The 26,484-nt window shown below is 54.9% G+C and carries 20 protein-coding genes; 8 read left to right on the top strand and 12 right to left on the bottom strand.

Annotation, left to right across the window (positions count from 1 at the left end):
- Nucleotides 1–65 precede the first annotated feature (65 nt).
- Nucleotides 66–686, bottom strand: a complete 621-nt coding sequence (locus tag OLTU_RS23295) for a DUF938 domain-containing protein (protein ID WP_141735151.1) — start codon at nt 684–686, stop codon at nt 66–68.
- Between the two features lie 171 nt (nt 687–857).
- On the opposite strand from OLTU_RS23295, the gene OLTU_RS23300 reads away from it, so the two are divergent.
- Both OLTU_RS23300 and OLTU_RS32050 read left to right on the top strand, forming a co-directional pair.
- Complete coding sequence (locus OLTU_RS23300) at nt 858–2,840, top strand: SpoIIE family protein phosphatase (RefSeq protein ID WP_176736886.1); 1,983 nt, start codon at nt 858–860, stop codon at nt 2,838–2,840.
- A 210-nt stretch (nt 2,841–3,050) separates the two neighbouring features.
- Entirely contained in the window at nt 3,051–4,136 is a 1,086-nt protein-coding gene (locus tag OLTU_RS32050) for a hypothetical protein (RefSeq protein WP_176736887.1), read from the top strand.
- Nucleotides 4,137–4,217: 81 nt separating this feature from the next.
- Here the strand turns inward: OLTU_RS32050 and OLTU_RS23310 are convergent, their stop codons facing one another.
- The 3 genes from OLTU_RS23310 to corA form a co-directional block, all read right to left on the bottom strand.
- Nucleotides 4,218–5,384, bottom strand: a complete 1,167-nt coding sequence (locus OLTU_RS23310; RefSeq protein WP_141735153.1) for a hypothetical protein — start codon at nt 5,382–5,384, stop codon at nt 4,218–4,220.
- A 161-nt stretch (nt 5,385–5,545) separates the two neighbouring features.
- A complete protein-coding gene (locus OLTU_RS23315; protein ID WP_141735154.1) occupies nt 5,546–6,409 on the bottom strand; it encodes a trypsin-like serine protease in 864 nt (287 codons plus the stop codon).
- 140 nt (nt 6,410–6,549) lie between these two features.
- A complete protein-coding gene (gene corA, locus OLTU_RS23320) occupies nt 6,550–7,527 on the bottom strand; it encodes a magnesium/cobalt transporter CorA (RefSeq protein ID WP_141735155.1) in 978 nt (325 codons plus the stop codon).
- Between the two features lie 162 nt (nt 7,528–7,689).
- On the opposite strand from corA, the gene OLTU_RS23325 reads away from it, so the two are divergent.
- Both OLTU_RS23325 and OLTU_RS23330 read left to right on the top strand, forming a co-directional pair.
- Entirely contained in the window at nt 7,690–8,463 is a 774-nt protein-coding gene (locus OLTU_RS23325; RefSeq protein WP_141735156.1) for a hypothetical protein, read from the top strand.
- Nucleotides 8,464–8,557: 94 nt separating this feature from the next.
- Nucleotides 8,558–10,057 (top strand): FAD-dependent oxidoreductase, encoded by a 1,500-nt coding sequence (locus tag OLTU_RS23330; protein WP_141735157.1) that lies wholly within the window; start codon nt 8,558–8,560, stop codon nt 10,055–10,057.
- Between the two features lie 54 nt (nt 10,058–10,111).
- Here OLTU_RS23330 and OLTU_RS23335 read toward each other — a convergent pair whose 3' ends face one another.
- Genes OLTU_RS23335 through OLTU_RS23345 form a run of 3 tightly spaced genes read right to left on the bottom strand, consistent with a single transcriptional unit; the run spans nt 10,112 to nt 13,652 of the window.
- Nucleotides 10,112–10,612 carry a hypothetical protein gene (locus OLTU_RS23335; RefSeq protein ID WP_141735158.1) on the bottom strand — a complete coding sequence of 167 codons (501 nt, stop codon included), beginning with the start codon at nt 10,610–10,612 and terminating at the stop codon, nt 10,112–10,114.
- Nucleotides 10,613–10,632: 20 nt separating this feature from the next.
- Nucleotides 10,633–12,942, bottom strand: a complete 2,310-nt coding sequence (locus tag OLTU_RS23340) for a nitric-oxide reductase large subunit (RefSeq protein WP_141735159.1) — start codon at nt 12,940–12,942, stop codon at nt 10,633–10,635.
- The gene (locus tag OLTU_RS23345) at nt 12,939–13,652 is read right to left on the bottom strand and encodes a DUF542 domain-containing protein (RefSeq protein ID WP_141735160.1); all 714 of its coding nucleotides are present in this window, start codon (nt 13,650–13,652) and stop codon (nt 12,939–12,941) included. The genes OLTU_RS23340 and OLTU_RS23345 overlap by 4 nt, the downstream gene beginning before the upstream one ends.
- 163 nt (nt 13,653–13,815) lie before the next feature.
- On the opposite strand from OLTU_RS23345, the gene norR reads away from it, so the two are divergent.
- Nucleotides 13,816–15,357: a nitric oxide reductase transcriptional regulator NorR gene (norR, locus tag OLTU_RS23350; RefSeq protein ID WP_141735161.1), complete on the top strand. Its 1,542-nt coding sequence runs from the start codon at nt 13,816–13,818 to the stop codon at nt 15,355–15,357.
- A 114-nt stretch (nt 15,358–15,471) separates the two neighbouring features.
- Nucleotides 15,472–16,608, top strand: coding sequence for an aminotransferase class V-fold PLP-dependent enzyme (locus OLTU_RS23355; RefSeq protein ID WP_141735162.1), 1,137 nt, complete (start codon nt 15,472–15,474; stop codon nt 16,606–16,608).
- A gap of 21 nt (nt 16,609–16,629) precedes the next feature.
- On the opposite strand, the gene OLTU_RS23360 is transcribed toward OLTU_RS23355, so the two are convergent.
- Nucleotides 16,630–17,346: a YbhB/YbcL family Raf kinase inhibitor-like protein gene (locus OLTU_RS23360; RefSeq protein ID WP_141735163.1), complete on the bottom strand. Its 717-nt coding sequence runs from the start codon at nt 17,344–17,346 to the stop codon at nt 16,630–16,632.
- Nucleotides 17,347–17,642: 296 nt separating this feature from the next.
- On the opposite strand from OLTU_RS23360, the gene OLTU_RS23365 reads away from it, so the two are divergent.
- Nucleotides 17,643–19,010, top strand: coding sequence for a SpoIID/LytB domain-containing protein (locus OLTU_RS23365; RefSeq protein WP_176736888.1), 1,368 nt, complete (start codon nt 17,643–17,645; stop codon nt 19,008–19,010).
- A 114-nt stretch (nt 19,011–19,124) separates the two neighbouring features.
- On the top strand, nt 19,125–20,012 hold the full coding sequence (locus OLTU_RS23370) for a ChaN family lipoprotein (RefSeq protein WP_141735165.1): 888 nt from the start codon (nt 19,125–19,127) through the stop codon (nt 20,010–20,012).
- Nucleotides 20,013–20,111: 99 nt separating this feature from the next.
- On the opposite strand, the gene OLTU_RS23375 is transcribed toward OLTU_RS23370, so the two are convergent.
- The 4 genes from OLTU_RS23375 to OLTU_RS23390 all read right to left on the bottom strand — a co-directional run bounded on the left by OLTU_RS23375 (nt 20,112) and on the right by OLTU_RS23390 (nt 26,262).
- Nucleotides 20,112–21,983: a c-type cytochrome domain-containing protein gene (locus tag OLTU_RS23375; protein WP_176736889.1), complete on the bottom strand. Its 1,872-nt coding sequence runs from the start codon at nt 21,981–21,983 to the stop codon at nt 20,112–20,114.
- Nucleotides 21,984–22,319: 336 nt separating this feature from the next.
- Nucleotides 22,320–23,489: a hypothetical protein gene (locus OLTU_RS23380; RefSeq protein ID WP_141735167.1), complete on the bottom strand. Its 1,170-nt coding sequence runs from the start codon at nt 23,487–23,489 to the stop codon at nt 22,320–22,322.
- The gene (locus OLTU_RS23385) at nt 23,486–24,361 is read right to left on the bottom strand and encodes a TIGR02147 family protein (RefSeq protein WP_141735168.1); all 876 of its coding nucleotides are present in this window, start codon (nt 24,359–24,361) and stop codon (nt 23,486–23,488) included. The genes OLTU_RS23380 and OLTU_RS23385 overlap by 4 nt, the downstream gene beginning before the upstream one ends.
- A gap of 146 nt (nt 24,362–24,507) precedes the next feature.
- Nucleotides 24,508–26,262: a c-type cytochrome domain-containing protein gene (locus OLTU_RS23390; protein ID WP_176736890.1), complete on the bottom strand. Its 1,755-nt coding sequence runs from the start codon at nt 26,260–26,262 to the stop codon at nt 24,508–24,510.
- Nucleotides 26,263–26,484: the final 222 nt, after the last annotated feature.

A 26,484-nucleotide genomic window follows, 5' to 3' on the forward strand; every position in this document is an offset into this window, starting at 1 on the left:
GTAAACGAAAGCAGCTAGATTGTCAGCGGATTAATAGCCATGGCCGGATGGGACCTTGTCTTTTTTCACCGTGATGGAAAATCCCGCCTGGGCGCGCTGAAGAGCACGGACACATTGTTCGCCGGCATATCAATGGTCTTTTTCCACAGAAGACCCCGTGTGGCGGCGGCGGCCACGACCTGATCCAGCTCCCGCAATCCCCAGCGCGGATCGCGTGCCTGCAGGGACTGATGAAACGCGAGGTTCGAAGCAGCTGTGGGTCGATCGCCGAGAATAAAAGGGCCATAAAGATGAAGGAGACCACCCGATGCCAGCCAAATTTTGCAATGATCGAGCAAAGCGAGGCAGGCTTCCCACGGCGAAATATGAATCATATTGATATTCACAACAGCATCAAAGCTTCGCTGCAAAGGCTCCGGGAGAGGATCGAAGACCGACCAGCGAATGGGCTCCTGAAAGGCTTCGCTTTTCCGCGCCCTGTAAAATTCCATGATATTCTCGAAGCTCGCCTGATCGGGATCACTCGGCTGCCAGCGAAGATCCGGTCTTTTCTCACAGAAATAATCCGCATGCTGACCTGTGCCACTCGCCACTTCCATAACCTGGGCCCCGGTCGGAAGGAGGGGATTCAGAATCTCAAAAATAGGCCCTTTGTTGCGCTCCGCTGCCGGTGAAAGTGATGGCATGAATCCTCCTGTCAGGCGTTGGGGGACTGTTCGCGTCCCAAGATACCGTCTTCTTTACCCTTTCTTCAATGAAAATCCTGCAAAGAAGCCCTTAATCCGCTCCTGGGTTAACCGATAATGAAGGATCAGCCGTTCCGGATACGGCCCCATGCAACCAGCGACAGGTGCCCCTTGTTCACCCGACTTCTCATCCTGCTCACGCTGCTGAGTGTCCCGGCTCAGTCCGCAGCGGCGACGTTTCGTCTGCAGGAACCGGAGGTTTCCACGCTGGTGGGACAGGCGCTGGACTACGTGGTGGATCAGGAGGGGAACTGGACAGCGGACACGGTTATGAATCTGCCCGCGAATGCATGGACACGCTCCCAGGTGTCGACGCCGAATTTTGGTTATCTGAAGCAGCCTCTCTGGATGCGCCTGGACGTGGAAAATGCCTCCACGGAGAGGAATTGGATTCTGTCCTTTCCGGATGCCTCCTTCGTTCAGATCGCGATCTGGAAACTGGGGCCGAATGGTCCTGAACATCTTTATACGATGAATCGGAGTGAAGGCGTCGAGGGTCGGCCTATTCCCAAGCGTTATTATAATATTCCTTTGGACTTGAACCCAGGTGAGCAAAGGGAACTCCTCGTGCGTTTTCTCTTCCAGACCACGAGCAGTGTGCCGGTGACTTTGGAAGGACGCACGTCCTTTGAAGCCCACTATTTTCTGGATACGGTCCTGCAGTCGCTCTATTTCGGCATCATGCTGAGCATGTTCTTTTACAACGCCTTTCTTTTTATCACCACCTACGATCGCAGCTATCTCTATTACATCTGCTATGTCCTCTCCATGACGCTGATGATGCTCTGGGTGCGTGACTGGCTGGCTTTGCTGTCCCCGCCCCCTTTTATACTGACCGCGGAAACATGCAATACCTTTGCCTATGGCGTGCTCCTCTTCGGTGGGCTCTTTGTCATGAACTTCGTCCAGAGTTTTCATCAGAGCTGGTGCCTCAGGATGCTGCGGCGGCTCTGCGTGCTCTGTGTTCCGTTCACCGCGAGCCTTTATCTCTATGACAATCCCATCTTCAACCAGGTTGCACTGGTCACAATTGCTGGTCTCATGATTGCATCGGGTCTGCTGGTCACAGTCCTGGCTTATAAACAGCAGCGCGATCGTCAGACATTCAGCCTGCTCCTCGCCTGGTCCTGCGTCATGCTCGGTGGGATGCTGTTCTCGTTCAATCGCAATGGCCTTTTGCCGCAAACCATGTTCTTCGATTACAGCGTGCAGTTCGGCTCGGCCCTGGAAGTTCTGCTGCTGTCCTTTTCCCTGGGCGATAAAATCAATTCGGAGCGTGACCAGAAGATACTGGCTCAACAGCAGATCGAGGAAAGTGAAAAGCTGGCTCAGCAGGCACGTGCCGTTCAGGATGCTTTGATTCACGGTCAGCAGGAGATTCCTGGCGTTCAGATCGCCAGTCTATATCAATCCGCCGATACCACGGGCGGGGACTGGTATGGCGTTTTTCATGATGAGACCGCACAACGACTCTATGTGTTCATGGGCGATGTCACCGGGCATGGCATCCCCTCAGCGCTGGTTACGGCCGCCGTATCCGGAGCCATTCAATCGCTGGTGGATGTCGTCCGATCCTCCGCGCAGACCAGGCAGGAGGCATTGGAAACCATCGCCCAGGCCGTGAACCGCGTCGTGTGTCTGACCGGTGAAAAAACCGATCGCATCATGACCATGGCCTTTGTCTGTGTGGATCTCGTGAGCTGGGAAGGAACCTTCCTCAATGCCGGCCATCGCCCACCTTATCTCGTGCAGGATGGTGCGCTGATTCCTCTGATCTGCAGGGGCAATATGCTGGGCGTTGTCGATGCTCCGGAGTTCGAGCACACGAATTTTCAGGTTAAAGGCGGCACAACTCTCTTTCTTTATACAGACGGACTCTTCGAAAACCAGGGGCCCGAAGGTCACACCTTCCGTGAAAAGCAGCTCGCCGCCCGCCTTTTGAAATCGGAAGGGTCGGATCCCCAGTCCATGATGGCGGCCATCAAGCGCGATCTGGAGCATTGCTGGAAAAATGCCAGAATCAGTGACGACTGTGCCCTCCTTTTCATCAAATTTGAGCGTGAAACACAGCGTTCGACGGCCATCAATGCTTGAACATCCTCGATTCAGATAACATGTGTACTCCGTTCAAAGCATGATGCCTGCTGAAAAACACCAGGGTTCAGGATCATTCCCGCCTCATCTTCCTCTGTCTTGTTAGCCCAAAATAATAAGTCAATTGATTAATAATTTCGAAATTGAACTGGCCAGCCAACCAACTATGCTTGGAATTATGAATAAAATCTAAGAAAGTGAAGGGAATTGATGATGCTTGCAAGACGAACCTCCGCAGCGTTAGCCGGTCTGATCCTGACCGCGTCCCAGGCCCAGGCCGATTTTTTGCCTCCCAACGATCTCTGGAAGGAAGATGGACTGCTGCGGGCGGCAGGCATCACCCAGGAAGATTTCAATCAAGTGATTGATGAGGCGGAAGCCTACTATAAGCCTATCGTCGCCAGCTTTGGCGGCACTTTGAAAGTGAATCGTCTTTGGTCGGATAGCACGGTGAATGCCAGTGCGATGCAGACCGGCTCCACCTGGCAGGTGAACATGTATGGTGGTCTTGCCCGCCGGCCGGAAATCACCCGCGATGGCTTTGCGCTCGTGCTGTGCCATGAAATCGGCCACCACCTCGGCGGTTATCCTTATAGTTCCTCGTGGGCTGCCAATGAAGGCGAATCGGATTATTTTGCGACGCTTTCCTGCGGGCGGCAGCTCTGGAGAGATGATCATGCCACCAACGCCGGTTTTCGCGATACGGTCGAAGCCATACCCAAAGCCCTTTGCGATAAAGCCTGGGAATCGGAACAGGATCAAAACCTCTGCTATCGTATGACAGCAGGCGGACATTCGCTGGCCAATCTGCTCGCTGCTCTGGGGGGAACCAAAGCCGATTTCTCCACGCCGGATAAAAGCGTCGTCAGCCGCACCTACAATTCCCATCCCGCGGGTCAATGCCGTTTGGATACTTATACAGCCGGCGCGATCTGTAACAAGGAATGGGACACCCATGTGATCCCAGGTCGCGATCTGGGCAGCCTCCGCAACAGCAAGGATGCCGAGGAAGCTGCGGTGCAATACACCTGTAATCAATCCGAAGGCTATTCCGCCGGCTTCCGTCCTCTGTGCTGGTTCAAGCCTTATCTGGCTGCGCAGGAGCCTGCGCCGACCCCGACGCCCACTCCGACTCCAACACCGACACCCAAACCGACCCCGACTCCTGATCCGAAGCCGACACCAACACCCAAGCCAACGCCAACGGTGACACCGACCCCAGCGCCGACACCCAAACCATGTCCTTATCCATGGCCTTGGAGTGTCATCCTCTGCCGGACGGCTCAACCGCGTTGATCGAATAATCCCGCTATTCGTGAAGGTCATCCTCCCTCGGGTGGATGACCTTTCTTTTTCCATCAGTGAACTTGGCAACCTTCAGTAGCCGGGAGGTAAAACGAAACCTCCCAAAGTCGTGTACCAGTGCACAGGACTTTCAGGATCCTCATCATCCTCCTTCCAGGCGAACTGATCCTCAAGGTAGCTGCGATCAAAGAGTGAGATACCATCCTTGATGCCACGGTCGGGACGGTTCACGCCCCAGGAATTTTTCGCGACCAGTTTATCCAGGATGCCACTGAGCGCGAGTTCCTGCAGTTCCTCGCTCACTTCGCCCCGACCGATCGCGCCGACACCGGGCACATCCGTAACGGTGTAATCTTCAAGGACAGTCAGATGTCCTCCCTGGCTGCCCGCTCCGCTTTCGTGCAGACGTTGCCCCTTGAAAGTCCCGTCCTTGGCATCCAGCGCATTGAAGTCGATCATCAAACGGATGACCACCGGCTGTTCATCATTCAAGGCGCGGAAGACCCGGGTCCAAAGCTGACGACGGGCATTTTGCGTGCTCGCACTGGGCACGGCTTTTTCCCCAAATATGCGCGGAAACGGGACCTCCACCCAGGCCTGTGCTGAGCGGCTATCGAGCAGGTCACGCAACGAAACGAGCTGACCGCTCGGCAGAACCCGAATGATCTTCTCGGTGGCTGGTATCGCCAGTCGTTGCGCGGCCGCCATGTCGGAGCCAAAGGCATCATCAAGAACCTCACGCACCTTCGCAGGCGTGCGCGCTTTCGGGTCTTTTAACGCTCCAGTGGTCAACTGCTCGTTGATGGAATCGACCGCCAGTTTTTGTCGCTGGGACATCTCGGCAGCCGTTTCGATGGGAAGAAAATCACCTTCGCTGACAATGCCATGCTTTAAAATGATCGAACGGGCCAAGCCCCAGCTGCCACCGGTTGCAATCTCTTCGATGGTGGACGGCGCCACCAGCTGGTTGTAAAAATGCCACCAGGTCCAATAGGACTCCGAGACATCGAGCGTTTCGTTTTGGTGACGGAGCGCCATCGATTCCAGCCAGGTGCTGGCCGCATAGAGCCAGCAATTTCCGATCGATTGACGTTTGGCAATGGTATGAGCCACATCGGTGACAAGGGGGGACGAAGTCTGTTCCTTGTTGTGTTGAACAGGGCCGCAAGCCAGAAGACCGCTGACCCCGAGAATGAATCCAAGGCGGGGAGCCATTCTCTTTTGCATCCAGCGCTTCATATCGGTACTCCTTGATTTCAGTCTGCTGCATCAGAGCAACAACAAGGCCTTTGCAGGGACTGTTCCTAAAGAGGAACAGCAGGAGTACTTGGCTGGCCAGTAAAAAAAAGCCCACCTGGGATCAGGTGGGCTTGAACTTCAAGGTATGGATGAGCTGGGAATTATTGAACCTGCGCGCTGATCAAACGCGACATTAGGAAGTCATTGTTCGAGTTTTCATTCAGGTCCACGTAGTTGGACACTTTCATGATCACGGTCTTTCCATTGGGATCCCGGGATTGCGTCAAGGCACCACCCGATGTCACGGCCGCGAGCGCACCATTGATCAGCATGGGACCTCCGGAGTCACCCGATCCGCTGGCGGAATCCTGGCCTAACGCCACCTTGGAAGAGGAGGAGGAAGGAACACCGGTGAAACGGATAAAGCCGCCCGAAACCTGCTCGATCGTATTCTCGCCCTTGCGTTTGACACCCGAACCGTTGGTTCCGGTTTGCTGACCGGAGGACGAGTAATCGTAGTCATTCACACCGTAGCCCACGATCGTGAACTTCTGCCCGACACTCGGCGTGCGCGGATAGAGTTTGGTGGTGGCGGGCGCCGAATAGCGTGGGAACGTCACCACGGCCAGATCATGATTGCTCAGACGGCCAGGGACAACGGTATAACCTGGATGATATTCCAGATCGGTGGCAGCAATGCGTTGGCTGCGGCCATCCGAAAGTTTTTTATCGAAAGACATCGACGAAGCGCTGTAGCCGCGTTTCACAAGGTCATAGACACAGTGGGCGGCTGTCACCACCTGTGCATCGTTCACAAAGGTACCGGTACAGATGGATGTACTGTAGCCCATGCTGAACCGAAGGAGAATCACAGAAGGATACTCACCCGTTGTTGCTGTCTTGCCATTTGTTACTTTGGTTTCGCTGTTTTCCTGCATGTCTTCCGGAGAACCGCAAGCCACGAGACTGATCAAAAGGCTGGAAGCGACGGATTGAGCAACTTTGTGTTTCCAGGTTTTCAGCATCGAAACCCCTTTCTACTGTCGTTTTTATTTTGTTGATAAAAACTTGTAACCGATAGCTGGCTGGACAGTCAGTTAAAAAATGAATTTTTTGAAAGTTTTTTTAATTCAGATGTATTATCAGAAAGTTACGGAAGTGTCGTTTAGACCCAGTTCCTGCGTTTGAACCAAATGATCATGACAACGGGGATAATCGCACAAAGAATAATCATCACCCACATCAGGCCATTGGATTCCATCCATTGCGGAAGACCGATGAGGGTGTGAAAATTCTGTCCGAAGAAACCAACGACGAAAGTCAGAGGCAGAAACACGGCGCTCATGATGGTGAGATGCTTCATGATCTCATTGGTCCGTTGCGAAACCGAGGAAAGATAGGCTTCCAGTGCATTGCTCAAAAGATCGCGGTTGGCCTCAATCGATTCATTGATGCGCGTCAGGTGATCATAGACATCGCGGAAATAATGCTGGGTCCGATTCGAAATATACGGATGATCGAGTCGGGTCAGAGCCGCCAGCACATCGCGCTGCGGAGATAGTACCTTGCGCATGCAAACCAGCTGCTGTTTCAATTCAAAGATGCGGCTCAGATTTTCCCTTTGTGGCTCGGAAAGGACTTCCTCTTCCAGCGATTCCAATTCCTCGGTGACGAGATCCAGGATCGGGAAGTTGCCATCCACCAGGCGATCGGCAATCAGGTAGTAAAGAAAATCGGCGCCGCGGCGCATCAGAAGACCATCACCCACGGCCCGCTTCCAGACGGCATCCAGCGCATCGATCCCCTCGCTATGAACGGTCACAAGGTAGTTGCTGCCAAGAAAGGTATGAAGCTCAAGAATCTTGAGATTTTCAACCGAACCGCCTTCCACGACGAAACCCTGGGTGACGATAAAGAGATAGCTCCCGTATTCCTCGACCTTGGGTCTTTGATCGAAATGCGCGCAGTCCTCAAGGGCGAGAGGATGAAATTGAAAGCCGGTTCGCAGCACTTCAAGTTGGGCTTCATCCTGAGCAGTAACATCGACCCAGCGGATGAAGCCTTCCGGTGGCGGCGCGATGTGCTCCTTGCCCTGGTGCGTGACCACCAATCCATCCGTCCCGATTTCCAAAATGCGAAACATACGCCAGGGCTCTCCTTCAGACTTCAGTCATCGGTCTGTTTACCATCACTTCGCCATGACGGGCCAGGACATTCTCCCACGGCTCGATCCAGACCGGCCTTGAAATCCCCAGCGAAACTCAGTAGAGAGGATCTGAAGTAGCATTTCAACAAGGAGTTCATTATGAAATTCGTGGTATCCCTGCGTGCGCTTGTTCCGGCTTTGGTCGCACTGATGGCGACCCCGCTGTCCGCCTGTCCCGAGGCCCCTGAACCTCGGGAACAGCGTTTTGAAAATAAAGTCTGGCAGTATGTCTGGGATCTGGATGCAGCCGCGACCTGGCTGGGCGAGGAAACCGCACCGATTCCCGCGAATGTGCAGGAATACCGCGACTACGCCAATGGACAGGCCGATACGGACCCCTTTGTCCTTCTGGCACGGCAGCGGGAAATCTTTGAAAAGGTCTATGGGCCGCAATCCGGTGTCGTTCAATCCTTTCGCCTCATCGAAAAAGGTGAGGTTGGCCGCATCGGTGGGAATATCTGTGTGGAGTCAATGCTGATGGGCGAGCATCTCAAGTATCATCCCTTGAATGTGCCGGGCTCTGAGTTCAGTGCTCACATCTACCGGAAGGGCACGCGTCTGAAAGTCTTCGCCGCCTTCTTTGAGCAGTCATCCATGGCCGCTCCCCAGGTGATCATCAAGGCTGCGGCCGCCCATGAACTCCAGCAGAACGGGTGGAATTTAGTCGCTTTTCTCCACAATCATCCCTTTGCCTTTGACAACCCTTATGGAGATATCGCCGGCACCGTGATTCCCAGCGAGCCGGATCTGATGACCTTCCGCGAGCTTTTTCAATCCAGGGGACTGGGCGCAGCCTGGGTCACCAATGGGCTTCATTCCGCCCGTTACAACCGGGCCGACACCGATCGTTTGATCAAGACGGAAGGCCTGTAACGCCTGCGGCAATTATCTTTGCAAGCGCAAGAATTCCCGGTAGTGTGGGGCCTGTTTTCGAATCCATCACCCCACACAGGGAATAGGTAATTTTATGAACCTCACGCATGCCAGTCGTCATTGGATTCTTGCCGTTGTCGGCACGTTCATCCTTGCCCATGCCGCGCCTCTGCTGGCAAAAAGCCCGGAGCCTTTGGTCTGCGAGGTCGCCATCGTGGGCGGAGGTGCCGGCGGCCTGCATACCGCCTTCCGTCTTGGGCCCATCCTGGGTTCCAAAGTTTGTCTCTTTGAAAAAGAGGAGGAACTGGGTGGTCGCATTCATGATATTTCTTATGACAACGATGCCAAGGATGCCCCACGCATCGGCGTGGGCGCCCGCCGCATCATGGAAACGCAGACGGTGGTGCTGGATCTGGCCGCTGAACTCGGACTGCAGCTGGAAACACCTGTCGTCAGCGCCGACCTGATTCAGGCGCGTGGTCGCACCGCATTTGGCAAAGAGGACTTTGTTTCGCTTTATCCCGGCCTGCCGGTGAAACAGGATCCCAGTACGGACACGGAAACCTGGCTCTATGATCAACTGCGTCATGGTCCGGAGCGTGGCAACGCCGGACTCTATCCTGATTTTCGCAGCTACGTGAGCGCCATCGTGGGAAAGGCGGGGTTTGATTACCTGCATGATATGTCCCGTTTCCGCGCGGACTTTGAATATGATCTGGATGCCCCCTCCTATCTGGATTATCTGGACGAAGAATGGGATGTTTGCTGCGTGGCCTCCTATCCTGTGGGGGGAATGTCCGGCTTCATTCGCGGCATGGAAGAGCGGGCTCGCGCTGCGGGCGTGCGCATTTTCAAAGGGGAGGCCATCCACGGCATTCATCGCAAAGGCCAGGGCTACCAGCTGCAAAGTGCTCGCTATAAAGTGGCCGCCAATAAACTTGTGCTCGCGGTCCCACCCAGCGCCTTCCCGCATCTGCGCGGTGATGTTCCGGCCCGTATTGCCAAACAAAAACCCTTTCAGGATATCGTGGGCGTGAAAGTCGCCACGATCACGCAATGGTGGCCTTACGCCTGGTGGAAGGATATTCGCAATCCGGCACAGCCTGATGAAAAGGGCCAGGTCTGGCGCGCATGGACCACGGAAAGTTGCGTGAACTTCATCGAAATTCCCATGGAAGCCAGCGCCGCGGTGCAGAACGTGACCCGCTCCGTTTATGATGATGATCAGCGCTGCGTGGAACACTGGGAAAAACTTGCGAAACATTCGATGAAGCAGGTGGAAGCGGAAATTCATGAAGGTCTGACGCAAATCTTCCATCAAAACGGTGTCAGCCTTCCCGAGAATGTCGTCATCCCAAGGCCGCTCAAAACTCATGTTCAGATCTGGCCCGCCGGCTGGCATTTTCTGCGCGCAGGGGCAACGAACAGCAATGCGGAGATCGCCGCCTGGTCGCTCGAACCTTTGCCGGGAGAACCCGTATCTTTGGTTGGGGAAGCCTACTTTATCAATCGCTCGGGCTGGAGCGATGGCGCCTACAAATCGTCGATTCAAGTCCTGAACCGGCATTATGGGCTGCAACTCAAAGGCCAGTAAAAAGAAAAGCCCTCGACAGCGCAGGCTGTCGAGGGAGGACGGAGAACATAGGGATCAGGGCTTTTCGCAACGATCCATATGCTGCACAAAGTATTCAAGGTCAGCGTAAAGCGGGTCGGTCTTGGAGATGATACAGCTGTTACAGAACACGTTACCCAGGGTTGCCTCCACTAGTTTCTTGGTATCCACGACCGTTTTCAGGACATTGAAGGAAGCGACTTCATCGTCTCCCTGCGCAAACTCAGTAACACTGTAACGGTTATCCTTGTTATGGCAGGTTCCACACTCCGGTTTCAGATACCCGTTGTAAAGCCACGTAAAACCTTTTTCCATACAGACCTCGTCCGGCCGTCCCTCGGGCATGGCATAGCCCTTGGAATTCGCTTGATTTTGCGAGGGTAGATGGATCGGCTTCTTCGTATTCCCCGCTTGGGTATTGGTTGCACTGTCCGCTGTCGCCGGGGCTGTCGTGTCCGAGCGTTCCGAATTGCTGGGCGCCGGTTGACAGGCCAGGACAGTACTCAGCCAGACACAAGCCATCACAGATCGAAGCATGGATGATCCTCCGTTAGGGTTCAAACACTATATCCTTCCAGACCTTCAGCGTCCGGTTTAGGGTTTCCTTGAAAGGCGCCCGCTTCCACCGTTTCCGAGCGCGGACTGCGCCGCACGAAAAACGCCAGGAGAGCGGCCACACCCAGGGCAAAGATGATATCGCCCGGAACGCGCAACCACTTGAGAACCTGCATCAGCGGTGTGTTCAGGAACTCGGCGGAGCGGGCATACCAGAGCCCGTGTTCCACGCTGGCCTGGGTCTGCAGGAGACCGATCGGCAAAAGGCTCAGGAGCACCATCACCATGAGGCCACCATTCAAAAGCCAGAAGGACCAGCGCAGGGCGCCTTCCGACCAAATTCGGCGATATTCCAGCGAACGCATGCAGAAGAGCATCAGACCAATCCCCAGCATGCCGTAAACGCCGAAGAGAGCGGTATGGCCATGGACCGGCGTGGTGTTGAGACCCTGCATGTAGTAAAGCGCCAGCGGTGGATTGATCAGAAAACCGAAAACACCGGCGCCCACGAGGTTCCAGAACGAAACGGCCACGAGGAACAGGATCGGCCAGCGATAAATTTTCGCCACCTGATGATCATGGGTCAGGCGCGCCTGCCTGTAGGCTTCAAACCCGATCAAAGCGAGCGGCACCACCTCCAGGGCTGAAAACGTGGCTCCCAGAGCCAGGACCGAGGTCGGCGTTCCACTAAAGTAAAGGTGATGGAAGGTCCCCAGGATTCCGCCCAGCAAAAATATCGAGGTTCCAAAGAGGACGCTGAAGGTCGCCACATGCTGGCGCAAAAGTCCCAGCCGCACGAAAATCAGGGCGATCACAGCGGTGGCAAAGACTTCGAAAAAGCCTTCCACCCAAAGATGCACAACCCACCAGCGCCAATACTCAGCCACTGCCAGGTGAGTCTGCCGACCCCACATCAGCCCGGCTCCATAGAACAGAGCAATGGCGAAAGCGGACAGACCAAAGACAGCAAGAAGATGCCGGGGTTCCTCGGGACGTTTCAGAGCGGGAACAATGCCGCGCAGCATCAGGCCGAGCCAGATAAAGAGACCGGCAAAGAGAAAGATTTGCCAGAAGCGCCCGAGGTCCACATACTCATAACCCTGATGGCCGAACCAGAAGTTGCTGACCAGGCCCATTTTCTGCTGAATGGCAAACCACTGACCGCCCATCGAACCGACCACGATCACCACAAGACAGAACCAAAGAATGTTCACACCGAGCTTTTGATAGCGCGGTTCCTTGCCGGCCAGGAGCGGGACCATGAAAAGGCCGGTCCCGAGCCAGGCGGTGGCGATCCAGAAAATGCCGAGCTGCGTATGCCAGGTGCGAGTGACAGCATAAGGCAGATAATCGGCCAACGGAAAACCGTAGAAACTCTGTCCTTCCACACCATAATGAGCCGTCACAGCTCCCAGTATAATCTGGAACAGAAGGAGTCCCATGACGGTGTAAAAATATTTGACCGTGGCCCGCATCGAAGGCGTTTGACGCAGCGTCCAGAGCAGGGACGTGTTGCCACTTTTTTCAGCAGGCAGCTTCTCGTGATCGCTCTCCTGTTTGGCCATCGCATAGGCGAGGGCACCGATTCCAGCAATCAAGGCCACGATACTGATCATGGTCCAAAGGAAAGCATCGGTGGTGGGTCGATTGCCGAGCAGCGGCTCATGCGGCCAGTTGTTGGTATAGGAAATGGTCTCTCCCGGACGCTCGGTGATCGAGGCCCAGGCCGTCCAAAAGAAGAAGGCAACCATGGCCTGCCGGCGAGCAGGATCCGGCACGGCGTTGTCATGCATCGCATAGGCGGAACGCAGATCCTTCAGTTCGGGATTGGCTGCGAAAAGAGCATCATAATGCGCCCCTACGGCAGCGATCGCCTGGGCGCGGCGGGAATCCACCTGCAGCGTTTGCGTATTGGGATCGAAATTATTGGTACGCATCAGCTCGCGGGCCTCTATTTGCAGCGAAGCTTTCTGCGATTCCGTTAAGGACTCATAGGGTTTTTGAAAATTTTGCGTGGCCAAAAGATCGAGCAGGACGACCCCTTCCCGATGCAGCCAGTCCGCCGACCAATCCGGGGCCACGTAGGATCCGTGTCCCCAAATGGAACCGAGCTGCTGACCGCCCGTGGACTGCCACACATTCTGTCCATCACGGATCTGCTGTCCGGTAAAGAGCAGCTGGCCATCCGTGGAAACAACGCGCTCAGGAAGGGGTGGCGCCGTGCGATAAATTTCCGCGCCCACCCCAAGAAGGAGGATGAAAGAGAGACCAACAATGAGAGCCAGACTTATCCAAAGTCTTTTGTACTTCATAATTCCGTTCCTTGACTGTATTGCAGACCGCGGGGAAAGAGGATGTGTTCTTCAAAATTGATGTGCTGCATGATCGAGAATTCCAGAGCTTCAAGCCCGGAGTAGAGAGCACGCCAGCTGTTGCAGGCCGCTTCAGGAGGCTGAAATTGGCCCGTCAGTTCGCGAATGCGACTGAGCAGGGTGCCGGTCGTTTCATGTTCATGATGCATGACCGCCATGGGGCCGGTCAGCAGGGGGCCTCGCTGTTCCACGATAAGTGGGAAAAGGACGATCTCCTCTTTTTGCATGTGATACAGGAGGTCCTCGCGCAAATCATGAACCGCCTCTTCGAGAGCCGGCAGCATCTCGGGTTCCTTGCTCCGATGGACCCGCGATACCTTTTCAGCCAGTCCCTGCAGCCTTTCCATCTCAGGACGCAAGGGTTCGTGGTAAATGCTCAAGACATGATGCACGAGATCACGCAGGGACAGCTGATCCCAGCCAATCTTTTTTTCCGAAGGATGTCGGGCGATTTCCTGTTGGATGGCCTGTTCAACATCCTCGGCGGCGATGCCAAGTTTTTGACAGACTTCATCCAAACGTTGCCAGCCGCGACAACAGTAATCGATTCCAAAGCGGGCAAACACGCGCGCGACAGCGGGATCTCGCGCAGCACGATCGCCGAGCGTTTCCTTCGTCGCGGGATTTTTTCCAACGATTTCATGTTGCATGGTTCAACTCCTAAACATTCAACCCTGGTTAAGCGAGAACCGTGCCGGAAAAAATACACATGGGTTGTCAGGAGCTTATGCAATAACGATGTCGCTTTGATAACGCAACATGTTATAAAAAGAACAACCCGCTATCCGATTGATAACAAATCCGGGAATCAGCATGACCCAAGATGATCCTCTCGTGCAGGTAGCCCTCGACCTCTCTCAAAGTCTTCCCACGGATGCCCGCTACTCCCGTCTTTTGCAGGCTGTACGGAATCTGGTTCCCTGCGCGGTTGCAGTCCTATTTCGTTTGGACCACGGAGTGCTGGTCCCACTGGCCGTTGACGGCCTCCCTGAGGCGCTAATGGCGAACCGCTTCATCCCTGGCGAACACCCCCGGCTGTCGGCAATCCTCGGATCCCGCCGCCCCGTTCGCTTTGCGGCGGATGACCCCCTGCCGGATCCTTTTGATGCCTGGCTGCGTGATCCCGAAGAAAAAGGGGCACGGGTGCACGCCTGCATGGGCTGCGGTCTCTGGCTGGAGAACAGGGTCGTCGGCCTGCTCACCATGGACGCTCTCGAGGAAGGGGCCTTTGACAACGTCAGCAACATGCAGCTGGAGCGCATCGCCGCCCTTGCCGCCGCCACCATGCAGACCGCGGCGTTGATTGATGCTCTCGAAGAAAAGGTGGAAAAAAATCAGCGTGTGGCGGTGGAACTGCAGCGCGATACGTTCCATCGTGAGGGCAGTCTGCTCATCGGCGAGAGCGCGCCGATCCAGACTCTTAAACGGGAAATCAGCATGGTCGCCGCCTCGGATCTGCCGGTACTGATTCTGGGAGAAACGGGAACGGGCAAGGAACTCGTGGCCCGTCTGCTGCATATGGGTTCACCTCGCGCGGAACAGGCCATGGTGCATGTGAATTGTGCGGCCCTGCCGGAAAGCATCGCCGAAAGTGAACTCTTCGGCCACATCAAAGGTGCCTTTACCGGGGCTTCCCAGGATCGCATGGGAAAATTTGAACTGGCGGATGACGGCACGCTCTTTCTGGATGAGGTGGGTGAGCTGCCGCTGTCGATCCAGGCGACCATGCTGCGGGCGCTCCAATCCGGAGAAATTCAGCGGGTGGGTTCCGATCGCATGCATCGCGTCAACGCCCGGGTGATTGCCGCGACCAACCGCGATCTCAGCCGCGAAGTCAAACAGGGGCGGTTTCGTGCTGATCTTTATCACCGGCTCAGTGTCTATCCTTTGCAGATTCCTCCGCTGCGCGACAGGAAGGATGATATTGCGCGTCTGTCGGACTACTTTCTTGGGCAGATCAGCCTGAAACTTGGGGTGCGTTCCCTGCGACTCGATAAGGAGGCGCTGCAGGTTCTGGAGCATTATGATTGGCCCGGCAATGTCCGCGAGCTGGAACATAGTCTGACGCGGGCCTCCCTGCGCGCCTCCCGGGCCTCGGACAAGCCGGGATCGGTGGTCAAGGCCGAACATCTCGACGGCATATTCATGCAAGGGGCTGCCGGCCTGCTCCTCTCCAAGCAACAGAACAAGCAGGACAAGTTCGAGCCCCTGGCCCAGTCCGTTCTGAATTTTCAGAAAAGGGAAATCGAGCGGGCTCTCAGGGCCTGCGATGGCAACTGGGCTGCCGCTGCGCGTTTGCTCGGCATGCATCGCAGCAATCTGCATCGTCTGGCTCAGCGGCTGGGAATTAAATGAGTCACATCCTGGTCGAGCCGTTCATTTGACGCAAGATTCCCATATGTTCCCCTTGGAAAAGTCGTGCTAACCTCCGTCTGTCCTCAGCACCTGACTTTCACCTGGGAGCCATCTGTGTCAACACTTGTACCTGGAGTCGATCCCCAAGGACTGCTGGAATACTCGGTGGTCTTTAACGATCGTTCCCTCAATCATATGTCGGCGATTTTTCAAAACATCATGCGTTCCATCTCGAGCACGCTGAAGCAGGTTTATGCCGCCGAGGCTGTGGCGATCGTTCCCGGCGGGGGCACCTACGGCATGGAAGCGGTGGCCCGACAGTTCGCAGGTGGCAAACGCTGTCTCGTCCTGCGCAACGGCTGGTTCAGCTATCGCTGGACGCAGATTTTCGAAATGGGCAGCATTCCGCTGGAACACAAAGTATTGAAGGCAAGGCCTGTGAGTTCAGACTGGCCTTCCCCGTTTCGTCCGGCGCCTTTGGAAGAGGTCATTCAAATCATTCAGACGGAAAAGCCGGAGCTCGTCTTTGCGCCTCACGTTGAAACCGCGTCCGGCATCATGCTGCCCGATGCCTATATTCAGGCGGTGGCGAACGCGGTTCACGCCGTGGGTGGGCTCCTTGTTCTGGACTGCATCGCCTCCGGCACGGTCTGGGTCGATATGAAAAAATGCGGCGTCGATATCCTGATCAGTGCGCCTCAGAAAGGCTGGAGTGCAAGCCCCTGCAGTGCTCTCGTGATGCTGGGCGCAGAAGCCAGGAAGCGGATTGAGACGACGCGCAGCAGCAGCTTTGCCTGTGATCTTTTGAAATGGCTGCAGATCATGCAGGCCTATGAAGCCGGTGGTCATGCCTATCATGCGACGATGCCGACCGATGCGCTCGCGCGCTTTCATGCGGTGATGCAGGAGGCCGAGGCACTCGGTTTTGCCCGGCTCGCGGATCAGCAGCAGGAGCTGGGGCAGAAGGTTCGGAAGCTTCTGAACCGTCGTGGTTTCATCAGTGTCGCGGCGCCAGGATTTGAGGCACCTGGTGTGGTCGTCTGTTATACCGAGGACGAGGGCCTGCATAAGGGTGCGAAGTTCGCTCAGGCTGGCCTGCAAACCGCCGCGGGTGTGCCGCTCATGTGTGACGAGCCGCCAACCTTCAAGACCTTCCGTTTGGGCCTATTTGGTTTGGATAAGCTCATGAATGTGGAGCGAACGGTGGCGCAGCTGGAGCGGGCCTTGGATCAGGTGCGAAGTCCCGTCTAAAAACGGGACTTCCCTATTTGCTTACTGATAGGTTCCAATCAAAGTGGCCTTGCCAAGACTCTTGGCTTCCAGCTCTGTTTTGTTGGTCATGGAGTTATTGGTCAGGTTCAAGGTCTCACCCTGCTTGATGGCATAAATGGTCCATTCATAGCGGTGCAGGTTGGGTGGATTGGGTCCAGCATAGTTTTTCATTTGGTTGGCTCCCAGCGCTTCGGCTGGTGCGGCCAGATTATTGCCACCGGGTATGGCTGCTGGCAGCTGCGTGGTGGTGGCGGGAATATTCGTAATCATCCAATGGATGAAAGGCGCAGGGGCTGGATTAAGAAAATCCAAATCCACCATTTGAATGGCGAACGATCCGGTTCCGGCCGGAGGATTTTTCCACTGCAGCGGTGGGGATTGGTTGCCGCCATTTCCTTTGGCCACATAGGTCACCGGAATTGCCCCCATGTTGGCGAAGGCCGTACTGGTTAACTCCAAAGCCTGTGGAGCGGCCGGCGGGGTAGTCGCTGGCGTTTCCGTCTTCTCCTCGTCCTGAGGCGTTGCTGCGGTATCCGCTGCTTTATTATCTGTATTCGTCTCGCTGGTCTTCTGCGAGGCATCACCACTGGTGGTCGCTGTCGCCGGAGCCTGTCCCCGTTTTGTGACCGGAGCGGTCGGCGCTGCGGATGAACAACCCAGAGCACATAGGAACAAAGAGCTGTACAGGACTTGGACGGTCACTGATGCATTTTTCATGGATATGCCTCCGGGTCCATGATCGGCACGGACCGCAAAAAACTTGAGAACCTGGAAATTGCCCCAGGTTCTTCAAAGCATAAAACCCCCTTCGCCACCCGCAAACCGCCCCCAATCTTATCAACTCATGTTCTTTCATTAAGTAGACTACTTGTTAGTGCCTATGGACTTGACGAAAGGCTCCAAAAAAATCTTACTTACTCAGTAATATCAATCATTTACAAACAGACACAGTTCTTGCAATAACATGCCTATCAAACCGAGCAGACCAGGCTTCACCAATGAGGTGTCTCCTTATGAAAAAGCTTATGGCTTTGGCCGTCACCCTTCTTCCCATCGTCGTGATCCCGGCACGTACCGGAATCGCTGGCGAAACCATTGCGGATGAAGACGAAGACGATGCCACACTCTATATGCTGCAGCTGAATGGAGCCGAAAACGTCTCGTCCACGGCTTCGATTCGCGTCAAGATATTTCCTCACGAGCGGGATTATCTGCCTCATGGTAAGGACGAGGTTTTGGATCAGTTTACAATCCGATCGGAAATCCCTTGCACTATTTTTAAGGCGAGTAAGAATCAAATTGCGCCTGCCGGCGTTCTGCAAAAGGATCAACTTCTGATCACAATGAAAGCGCAGGAACTCCAGCAGCCGGTGATCATCGACTGTCCCGAGCAATTCACTTTGGAGCGCAACTTCGACGATAAAATGAAGGCTCTGAGCTACTCCGGGCTGCTCTATGTGCATACTGTGCAAAAGCAGGAACAGCTCATGCTGGAGGCTGTGAATGTGGTGAGCCTGCGTGGTTATCTGCGCGGCGTCGTTCCTTCCGAAGTATTCCACCACTGGCCCATGGAGACATTGAAAAGCCAGGCGGTGGCCGCTCGCACCTATGCCGTGTTCCACATTCTGCGGGCTCGGCGTTATGCTCCCACGCGTTTTTGGGATGTGGATGATACGGTCATGTACCAGGCCTATACCGGCGTCACCCATCGCAAGGAAAAGACCGATGAAGCGGTCTTCGCCACCGAGGGTCAAATTCTGATGTATCAGGGTCAGGTGATTCAGGCCTTCTATCATGCCGACAGCGGCGGCGCCACGGAGGAGGCCAATACCATCTGGGATCAGCCGGCTCCGTTCACCGTGGCCCGACCTGAAGCCAGCGATCTTGAAATGAATGGGATGCTCTGGGAACGCACATTCAGCCTGACAGAATTGACCCAAAAAATGGCAGAATTGGGTTTCTGGACCAAGGAAAGACCCATCAAGCGCGTCGTGGTCCCGATGGTGGGCCAGACCAATTCAGGTCGCGTCAAAGCTGTGACCATGATCGACGCCAAAGGCGAATATGTCATCATACCAACACGGACCTTTAAGCGTGTGGTGGGAACCCTGCCCTCGAATCTTTTCGTCGTGGATCCCGCCGAAAACGGCCAGATCCTGATCAAAGGGGTCGGCTTTGGTCACGGTGTCGGCATGAGCCAGCAGGGGGCGGCAGCCCTGGCCGAACGCAAGTCCTGGAATTACCGCCAGATCCTGGATTATTACTATGTGCACACGAGCATCTGCTCGATCGATACTCAGCGGCAGCGGGAACGTATCCCGGACTGTGGCCGCGAAGCGATGAAATACATGAAGCAGGTGGCTCAGCATCCGCTGCGCTGATCGCCTGGGCCTCACAAGCGGCATGGAGTAAAATTCCAGGCCGCTCCAATCTCCTGGTACCCGGCGCACCCTTGACCTAAGATAAGTCCTCCCTTAACCAAGGAGGACTTTTTCATGCGACCTTTCTCTCTCCTTCTCAGTCTTAAAATCCTGTTCGTGACGACATCCGCGCTGGCTGGCATTCCATCCTGGAATCAAACCCTTTGGGATCCTGCCCAGGGCATCCAGGTCTCCCCCACGGTTCTCGATGAACTCGCTGCGGAACCTGCGATCTTTGTGCTCGGCGAGGAGCACTATAACCCTCCGGTGCAGGAGGCGGAGGCCTGGCTGCTCGATCGTATCGCCCGGCAGGTGCCTTCCAAGGACGATTTCATCCTGGGCTGGGAGTTTCTGAATACCGTGGATCGCTTTGCCATTGATGAGCACTGGACCCGCTATCAAAAAGGAGCCCTGACCACCACGGAATTTCTGCAGCAGCTCTTTCCCGCCGGCCCGGCCTCGATCGAGTATGCTCCGGTACTGGAAACCGCCCGGACCTATCACGTGACGTTGATCCCCACGAATCTTACCCGAACGCAGAAAAGCCCCGTTACCCGCGAAGGCATCGAGGCCCTGGATCCCGCGCTCCTGCCGCCGGACTTTGCTCTGGGCGGTCCGCTCTATTTAGAGCGCTTCCAGGCCGCCATGGGCTCACATCCCCTGCCCTATCCCATCGAAAACTACTTCGCCGCCCAGAGCCTCACTGACGAGGTTATGGCCACCGAGCTCCTGAAAATCCCCAGCCGGGCTTCTCGCCTCCTCATCACCGGTTCCTTCCATGGTGACTATCGGGACGGCGTGATCCGCAGCCTGGAACGTCGCGTCCAGGGTCTGCCGATCCTTTATATCCGGATAGTCGATGCCAGTGGGATGACGGTCCAGGCGCTGCAGGAGTTCATGGTTCATCCACGCTACGGGGCCGTTGCCGACCTCGTCTATATTGTGAATGAACCGCAGCCTTAGGAGTCGAAAACAAAGGCCTTTCCGTGGGGAAAGGCCTTGCAATTTGAATGTACCACTTGGGGAATGCTCATGACGACAAATAGGGCCGTAGTACGCTGTTTATTGGGCCACCAGCGCGGCCTGGACCACGGGTGCGATCAAACAGTTGTCCATCTGCACCTGGCTGGCGAACATGCAATCCGGAGTGGCCAGGAAGTCACCCACCTGGGGATTGGCGATATTCACTTCAATCCGCGCCTGTTCCAGGGCCTGCGACTGCAGAAGACTCAGTTCCTGCCGCGAAATAAAGCCGAGGTTGCGCAGACTAGTCCACTGGGTGCGATAGGGCTCATTCTGGAGCAGACTGTCGAGCACCGCTTCGGAAATGCCAAGTTCCTCTTTGACATCATTCTTGCTGAGTGAGCGGTTGAAGAAGCGGAAGGCCTGGTTCACAGGATCCGGTTTCAACGGGTCAATGCCGAGCTGCTTCAGACTGTTGAAATAAAGCGCGTTATCCTTGTCCATGGTCTCCTTGAACACCTTGTCCTCGGGATAAAGGTTCAGAAGCTTTTCCATTTCCGCGGCCGAGAAGGCGCCGACGTTGGCCAGGGCAAAGGCCCGGATCTCATCCTTCTTATAGAGCAGACCTGACTGGTGACAGTTCATGCAGGACACGCCGTTGACGATGGCCGTGAGGAACTGCGAGGGAGCATCATTCTGCTTCACAATGCTGGTGGGACCTTTGTCGAGGATCACACCGGCGTTATTGATCAGACGATAGGCCAGCATTCCGTTCGGCAACTGGAAGATGATCTCGCCACCATCATGCTGGAACGCTTTGGTCGGGCTGGTTCCCGTCGGTCCCAGTGGATTGGCAAAGAGGTTTTCGATCTGGTCCAGTCGAGCAAAGTCATAGCTGATCCAGTAGGCAAGCCCATTGTTTTGGCTATGACGTTCGATCATGCGGTTCTGCGATGAAACACCCGAGTTCTTAAAGCCGGCGCGCAGCACGCGGTCGTTGGCCAGGTTGTCCACGATATTGACGCCGAGCTGGGCATCGAGTGCCGCCTGGTCAGCGCCGAGCTGCAGGAGGCGTTCATAAGGAAGAGGCAGCGTGGCGGTGGCAATGAACCAGTCCGCGCGGATCAGGTAGTTGGCGGAGCCGGTGGCGTCCCGCAGCGCCTGATCATTCTGAGCAGCCTGCTGAGCAGCATTGTCCGACACATTATTGACGAACTGCTGGGAGAAGGGATAGAAATCGGTCATCACGCTTTCAAAGACCTGCACGGGAATGCCAAGTTCATTGAGCTTGACGCGATAGATCAGCTTCTTGGGATCGACAGCCACCGGCTTCACCAGCGCAGGTGAGCGGGACAGACTGTTGACCACCTTGAAGAAGGCTTTCCGCAGGTTTTCCATTCCAGCTTCATTGGTGCCGACATTGTTGGCCACATGAAGACTGAAGTAACGCACCTGATCCTGTTCCGCCACGGGAACATTTGTCTGCAGATCCTTTTGAATGAGATCAACGACCTGGATGTCCTTCAAGGGGACAACTTCCACGGCCTTCAGACCCAGGATCCACTGCTTGATGGTTTCCGCTTCCTCAGGCTTCAAAGCACCGGAAGGAGGCATGTTGCCGACCGGAGCGAGCTTGGTATAAACCAGGGAACGCTCAGGTTTGCCCGCCACGATATAGCGTCCGCTGGCCAGCATCGCTTCCACGTTATCCAGGCTACCGAAGTTCCCCTGGATATTGGTTGCACTATGGCAGCTGACACAGGCGCGATCCAGGATCGCCAGGGCTTCCGCCTGAAGATCCACAGCATCCGCATCCTGATCTGGAGTCGGAGTTGCTTTCTTGGTGTCGATCGGCGCTTTGGTTTCCTCTACTTTTTTATTCGCGCCATTAAATCTGGACAACACCGGGATGGATGGGCTGGATTCACAGGCCCCCACCAGGATGAGTAGCCCTAAACACAATAGGTTCATACTTGGTCTCATTCCCACGTCCCCCTTGGTCTCTCAATGGGTTGCATTTTTGAAGTCGCTCAACCCGTATGCAATATAATATCGGAAACAATTGACTTTTCTTTAGGATCGCACAATTAAGTCAGTATTTTCAGTGATTTGTGTCATCCTTATTCGAAGGCCTTGTGCAAAATTTTCGTTAAAAACAAGAGATTGCCAACGGGAACCCGAATGCCGGGCAGTTGCAACCTGTGAAAATTCTTCAAGTGGGACCTGGAAGTATGGATGCTCAGCGCTGCAGAGGATTGGATCAGCCCTCGTTCCTGAGGGCATTATTTCGAAAGAGTAAGGAAAGTCTTAGTTGCGATCGCCCTGGCCTTTGCCTTTGCCGTCACCATCGTCGTCATCATCATCCGTTTCAATGCGACAAGGTTCAAACTCGAGACGCGAACCTGTTCCGTCGGCATAGAGGATGATGTTTTCATCTTTCGCAAAGGCGATGCTGAATGTTTCCTGAACCTGTCCTGGGTTGCTAGCGGACTGGATTTCACCCGTAATTTTGCCTGAAACAGGACGGCAGGTTCCCGAGACATCCATCACAACATCATCATAGTGCATGATCACGGTCAGCCCATCATCGGCTTTCACCGAGGACACCGATCCTGAGACGATTTTCAAGGATCTCAGCTTCAACTCGGCGTTGTACGATTCATTGACCACCAGCGGCGCGGTCGCGACGGTTGAAATGTTGGTGTTCAGAATCGTGGCCGCGGCCGTCGCCGAGCGGGTGTTGATTTCCATATCCGTATTGAATGTCAGCGTCCGGCCGAGTTTCAGCCCTTCGGTGGCATTGAAATTGACCTTGTTGACCATCGACTGATGGGAACCCGCGGACTTCACGCTGCTTTCCCGCACAAATTCCCCGGACGGGCTCATCACCACGAGACGGCTGTTGGTCCGTTCCAGGTCGCCATCTGTAATCAGATTGGTCAAGGCGCTCCAGTCGAGTTTTGGCTTCGTCAGGGACGTATTGCAAACAAGAGCCATATCCGGACTTTGCATGCGTGAGGCAAAGACGCGGCTGAAACTTTCTGTGACGAGCGTTCCGTCCTGACCCTGACCACTGGGGCGGGTACCGCTATTGGTTTCCTGATGATTCAGGACCAGGGAGCCGTCCTCCTGCTGACCGCAGGTGCGGCTTTCATTGGTCGCCAGCGCCAGGGCCGCGCCGGTATTTTCGAAGGCAAAATCGAAAGCCGCGGTAATGGCTTCATCGTACTGGTTCTCGACCAGGCTTCTGATATTAAATTTCACAGGTTCCACAGGTTCCACGGTATCGATGTTATCGATCGGGACCGTCGAGGTACCTGGCAACGCCGGCTGATAGGAATCCTTCGGTTGCGTCGGCGTGGGCTCGGAAGGGTTGCCCACTTCCACACCACAGCCGAGAAGCAGCCAGGCCAGCGTTACGAGCGAGACAACGCCAAGTTGCGGAATCATGCGTATTGTTTGCATACGATTGCTCACGACTTGGCTCCTTTATCCCGACTCAGGGGAAAAAATTGGATGTTTGTTTGGTACACCACATCAGCATTTTGAGCCTGCTCAGCCATACTCAGGAGCTTTTTACGAAACACACTGATCTCTTTCTTGATCTCGGGCAGAAGACTGCTGGGAATGGCGATGGACACAGAGCTTACGTCGCGAGCCTGCGCCTGAATCGAAGTGAGCGATTCCTTGCCAAGTTCAATCATTCTTTGGTGGTAACGCGTGATCGCCAGGGATGCAATCTCGTCCCCGGTACTGATGCGTGAATGAGTGGGCTTATAGGTACCCGTTTCCGGATCGCGGGACACAAGGTTCAGGCGCTCCAAAAGCTCAAGACTCTTGCGCGCCTGTTCGGGGCGAATCCGCGGGGTCAGCTGTGCCGCCAGCTGCTTAGGATCCGAGGTAAAATTCTGAGTGAAACAGAGTTCATAGATGGCACTGTGATACCACTCGGAAAAGAATTCCAGCTGAGCCAGGAGAGCGTCCTCGGAGCGGACCTCCTTGGTTTTCAGCTCCAGGAGATCTTGAAAGAGGAGCTCCCGCTCCATGGAATCACGACTATTGTGATAAGCCACCAGGTCTTCAAAGTACTTGCGATCCTTGCCACCCAGTTGCAGGATGTCCGCAATGCGAACAGCAGCCTTGCTGGTGAGGGGACGTTTGCCTTTGATGATGAGGTGCAGAACGTTCGTTTTGGAAAAACCGAGATCATCGGAGAAGTTAAGATAAGAGTACTTGCCCAGCTCCTGCTTGATGGCCTCATAAACGGCCTGTAAATACTCTTTATAATCGAGGAATCGGCTGACCGACACACGGCTGGCAATTGCTACAATGAGTTTAGCATGTGACATACAGCTCTTTCTCTATTATATTGCGAGTCCTTCTCTCTATCGGCCACGACTATTCCGCACATGAGAAAATTTTGTAACTCTCCGTAAAATCTTTAAAAACGCCAGAGAGTTTACCTGTGTCACTCTCTGGAATCTGCATACCAGGCCTAAGGTGCGACCACACAGTTATCCATCTGCACCTGGCTCGCAAACATACAGGCGGTGGTCACCACGAAATCGCCCAAAGCGGGTAAGGTGACGTCGACCTCGATACGCGTTTGCTCGATGGCCTGAGCCAGCAGCACGCTCAAATCCTCACGGGAGATGGCGCCCCCATTCCGCAGCGTGTTCCACCGGGACTTGAAGGGTTCATTGGCCAGAAGACCATCCAGAACGGCGGTCGTGATGCCCAGCTCCTCGGCCACGTCCTTCTTGGTCAGGGACCGATTATAGAAGCGATACGATTGATTCACAGGATCAGGTTTCTTGGGATCGATCCCGAGCTGGCTCATGGCATTGAAATAAAACGCATTGTCGCGGTCGATGGTTTCCTTGAAAATGCGCTCCTCAGGATAGATATTGAGGATCTTTTCAAACTCGGCCTGGGTAAAGTCGCCGACATTCGTCTGAGCAAAGAGGCGAATTTCATCCTTTTTGTAGATCAAACCCGCATTGTGACAACCCATGCAGGACACGCCGTTGACCATGGCCGCGAGAAATTCCGTGGGCGCTCCGCTCTGGCTGACGGTGCTGGTTGGGGCCTTGTCCAGGGCCACACCCGCGTTACTCACGACCCGATAGGCAAACATGCCGTTGGCGAGCTGGAATATGATGCCAGCGCCTTCATGTGTAAATTCCCGGGTTCCATTCAACGTGACAGGTCCCAGCGGATTGCTAAAGACATTGGCTGCGTCCGCAGAACTGGAGAAGTCATAGCTGGTCCAGTAGGAAAGACCATTGAGTTGCGCATGCCGTTCGATCACCCGGTTTTGCGTCGACATCCCCGAGTTACGAAAACCGGCGCGTTGCACGCGATTGGCATTGATGTTGGCCAGGGTGTTGACACCAAGCTGTTGATCCAAAGCCGCCTGGTTGGCTCCAAGCTGCAGGAGGCGTTCATAAGGAATAGGCAGAGTTGCGGTGGCCATAAACCAGTCGGCGCGAATCAGGTAGTTGTTCGACAAGGTGGCCGCGCGCAGGCTGCTATCGTTTTGTGACGCCAGGATGCTGACCGCATCCGAGACGTTGTTCAAATACTGCTGGGAGAAGGGATAAAAGTCGCTCATCACGCTTTCAAAGACGTTGATGGGAATACCCATCTCATCCAGCTTCACACGGTAAATCAATTTTTTCGCGTCCACAGCCACCGGCTTGACAATCACGGGCGAGCGCGAAAGACTGTTGATGACTTTGAAGAAACCTTTCCGCATCGCTTCCAGATCTTCAGCCGTGGCACCAACGTTATTCGGCACATGCAGCGTGAAGTAACGCACCTGCGGTTGATCCGCGACGGCCACACTGCTCTGAATATCCTTTTGAATCAGGTCAAGAACCTGCGTATCGCGCAGCGCCACCACCTGATTTGACTCCAGGCTCTGAATCCATTGTTTGATAATGTCGACTTCTTCAGTCTTGAGCGCGCCTGTGGGCGGCATATTGCCAAAGGGAGCCAGCTTGGTAAAAATGAGCGAGGCTTCGGGATTGCCTGGAATAATATAGCGGCCGCTGTCGAGCAGCGCCGCGACATTGTCGATGATTCCGAAATTGCCTTGTGGCGTTGCACCCGTGTGACACTTGGCGCAACTTCTTGTAAGAATGGCGGTCGCCTGTTCCTGAAGCGAAAGGTCACCGGCAGGTGCCGCCCCTTCTTCACCCGGGGCATTGGGCTTGGCGGTCCCATCCGCATTCGTGGAAGTATTCACGGCCGCTGGTGGAGGATTTCTATTCTTGTATGAACCTGAGGTTTCTGATTCCTTACAGCTGAAAGCCCAAATCAAAAAAAGCAAAACCTGAATCGCGTTGGTTATTGCCGAGTACATAATCCGTCCCTTCCTCTAAATACGCAGTCCCCTGCGCAATGTGCAGAATTTTTATCGGAAAGTTTTGGAAAAACTTAATCGACCCCGACAAAGTTCAGTAAATAT

The sequence above is a fragment of the Oligoflexus tunisiensis genome (assembly GCF_001748245.1).
GTDB classification, from domain to species: domain Bacteria; phylum Bdellovibrionota_B; class Oligoflexia; order Oligoflexales; family Oligoflexaceae; genus Oligoflexus; species Oligoflexus tunisiensis.

Coding starts and splice junctions, on each gene's coding strand:
- OLTU_RS23295 (WP_141735151.1), bottom strand. CDS start 686: ATGCCATCACTTTCACCGGCAGCGGAGCGCAACAAAGGGCCTATTTTT.
- OLTU_RS32050 (WP_176736887.1), top strand. CDS start 3,051: ATGATGCTTGCAAGACGAACCTCCGCAGCGTTAGCCGGTCTGATCCTG.
- OLTU_RS23310 (WP_141735153.1), bottom strand. CDS start 5,384: ATGAAGCGCTGGATGCAAAAGAGAATGGCTCCCCGCCTTGGATTCATT.
- OLTU_RS23315 (WP_141735154.1), bottom strand. CDS start 6,409: ATGCTGAAAACCTGGAAACACAAAGTTGCTCAATCCGTCGCTTCCAGC.
- corA (WP_141735155.1), bottom strand. CDS start 7,527: ATGTTTCGCATTTTGGAAATCGGGACGGATGGATTGGTGGTCACGCAC.
- OLTU_RS23325 (WP_141735156.1), top strand. CDS start 7,690: ATGAAATTCGTGGTATCCCTGCGTGCGCTTGTTCCGGCTTTGGTCGCA.
- OLTU_RS23330 (WP_141735157.1), top strand. CDS start 8,558: ATGAACCTCACGCATGCCAGTCGTCATTGGATTCTTGCCGTTGTCGGC.
- OLTU_RS23335 (WP_141735158.1), bottom strand. CDS start 10,612: ATGCTTCGATCTGTGATGGCTTGTGTCTGGCTGAGTACTGTCCTGGCC.
- OLTU_RS23340 (WP_141735159.1), bottom strand. CDS start 12,942: ATGAAGTACAAAAGACTTTGGATAAGTCTGGCTCTCATTGTTGGTCTC.
- OLTU_RS23345 (WP_141735160.1), bottom strand. CDS start 13,652: ATGCAACATGAAATCGTTGGAAAAAATCCCGCGACGAAGGAAACGCTC.
- norR (WP_141735161.1), top strand. CDS start 13,816: ATGACCCAAGATGATCCTCTCGTGCAGGTAGCCCTCGACCTCTCTCAA.
- OLTU_RS23360 (WP_141735163.1), bottom strand. CDS start 17,346: ATGAAAAATGCATCAGTGACCGTCCAAGTCCTGTACAGCTCTTTGTTC.
- OLTU_RS23365 (WP_176736888.1), top strand. CDS start 17,643: ATGAAAAAGCTTATGGCTTTGGCCGTCACCCTTCTTCCCATCGTCGTG.
- OLTU_RS23370 (WP_141735165.1), top strand. CDS start 19,125: ATGCGACCTTTCTCTCTCCTTCTCAGTCTTAAAATCCTGTTCGTGACG.
- OLTU_RS23375 (WP_176736889.1), bottom strand. CDS start 21,983: ATGAACCTATTGTGTTTAGGGCTACTCATCCTGGTGGGGGCCTGTGAA.
- OLTU_RS23385 (WP_141735168.1), bottom strand. CDS start 24,361: ATGTCACATGCTAAACTCATTGTAGCAATTGCCAGCCGTGTGTCGGTC.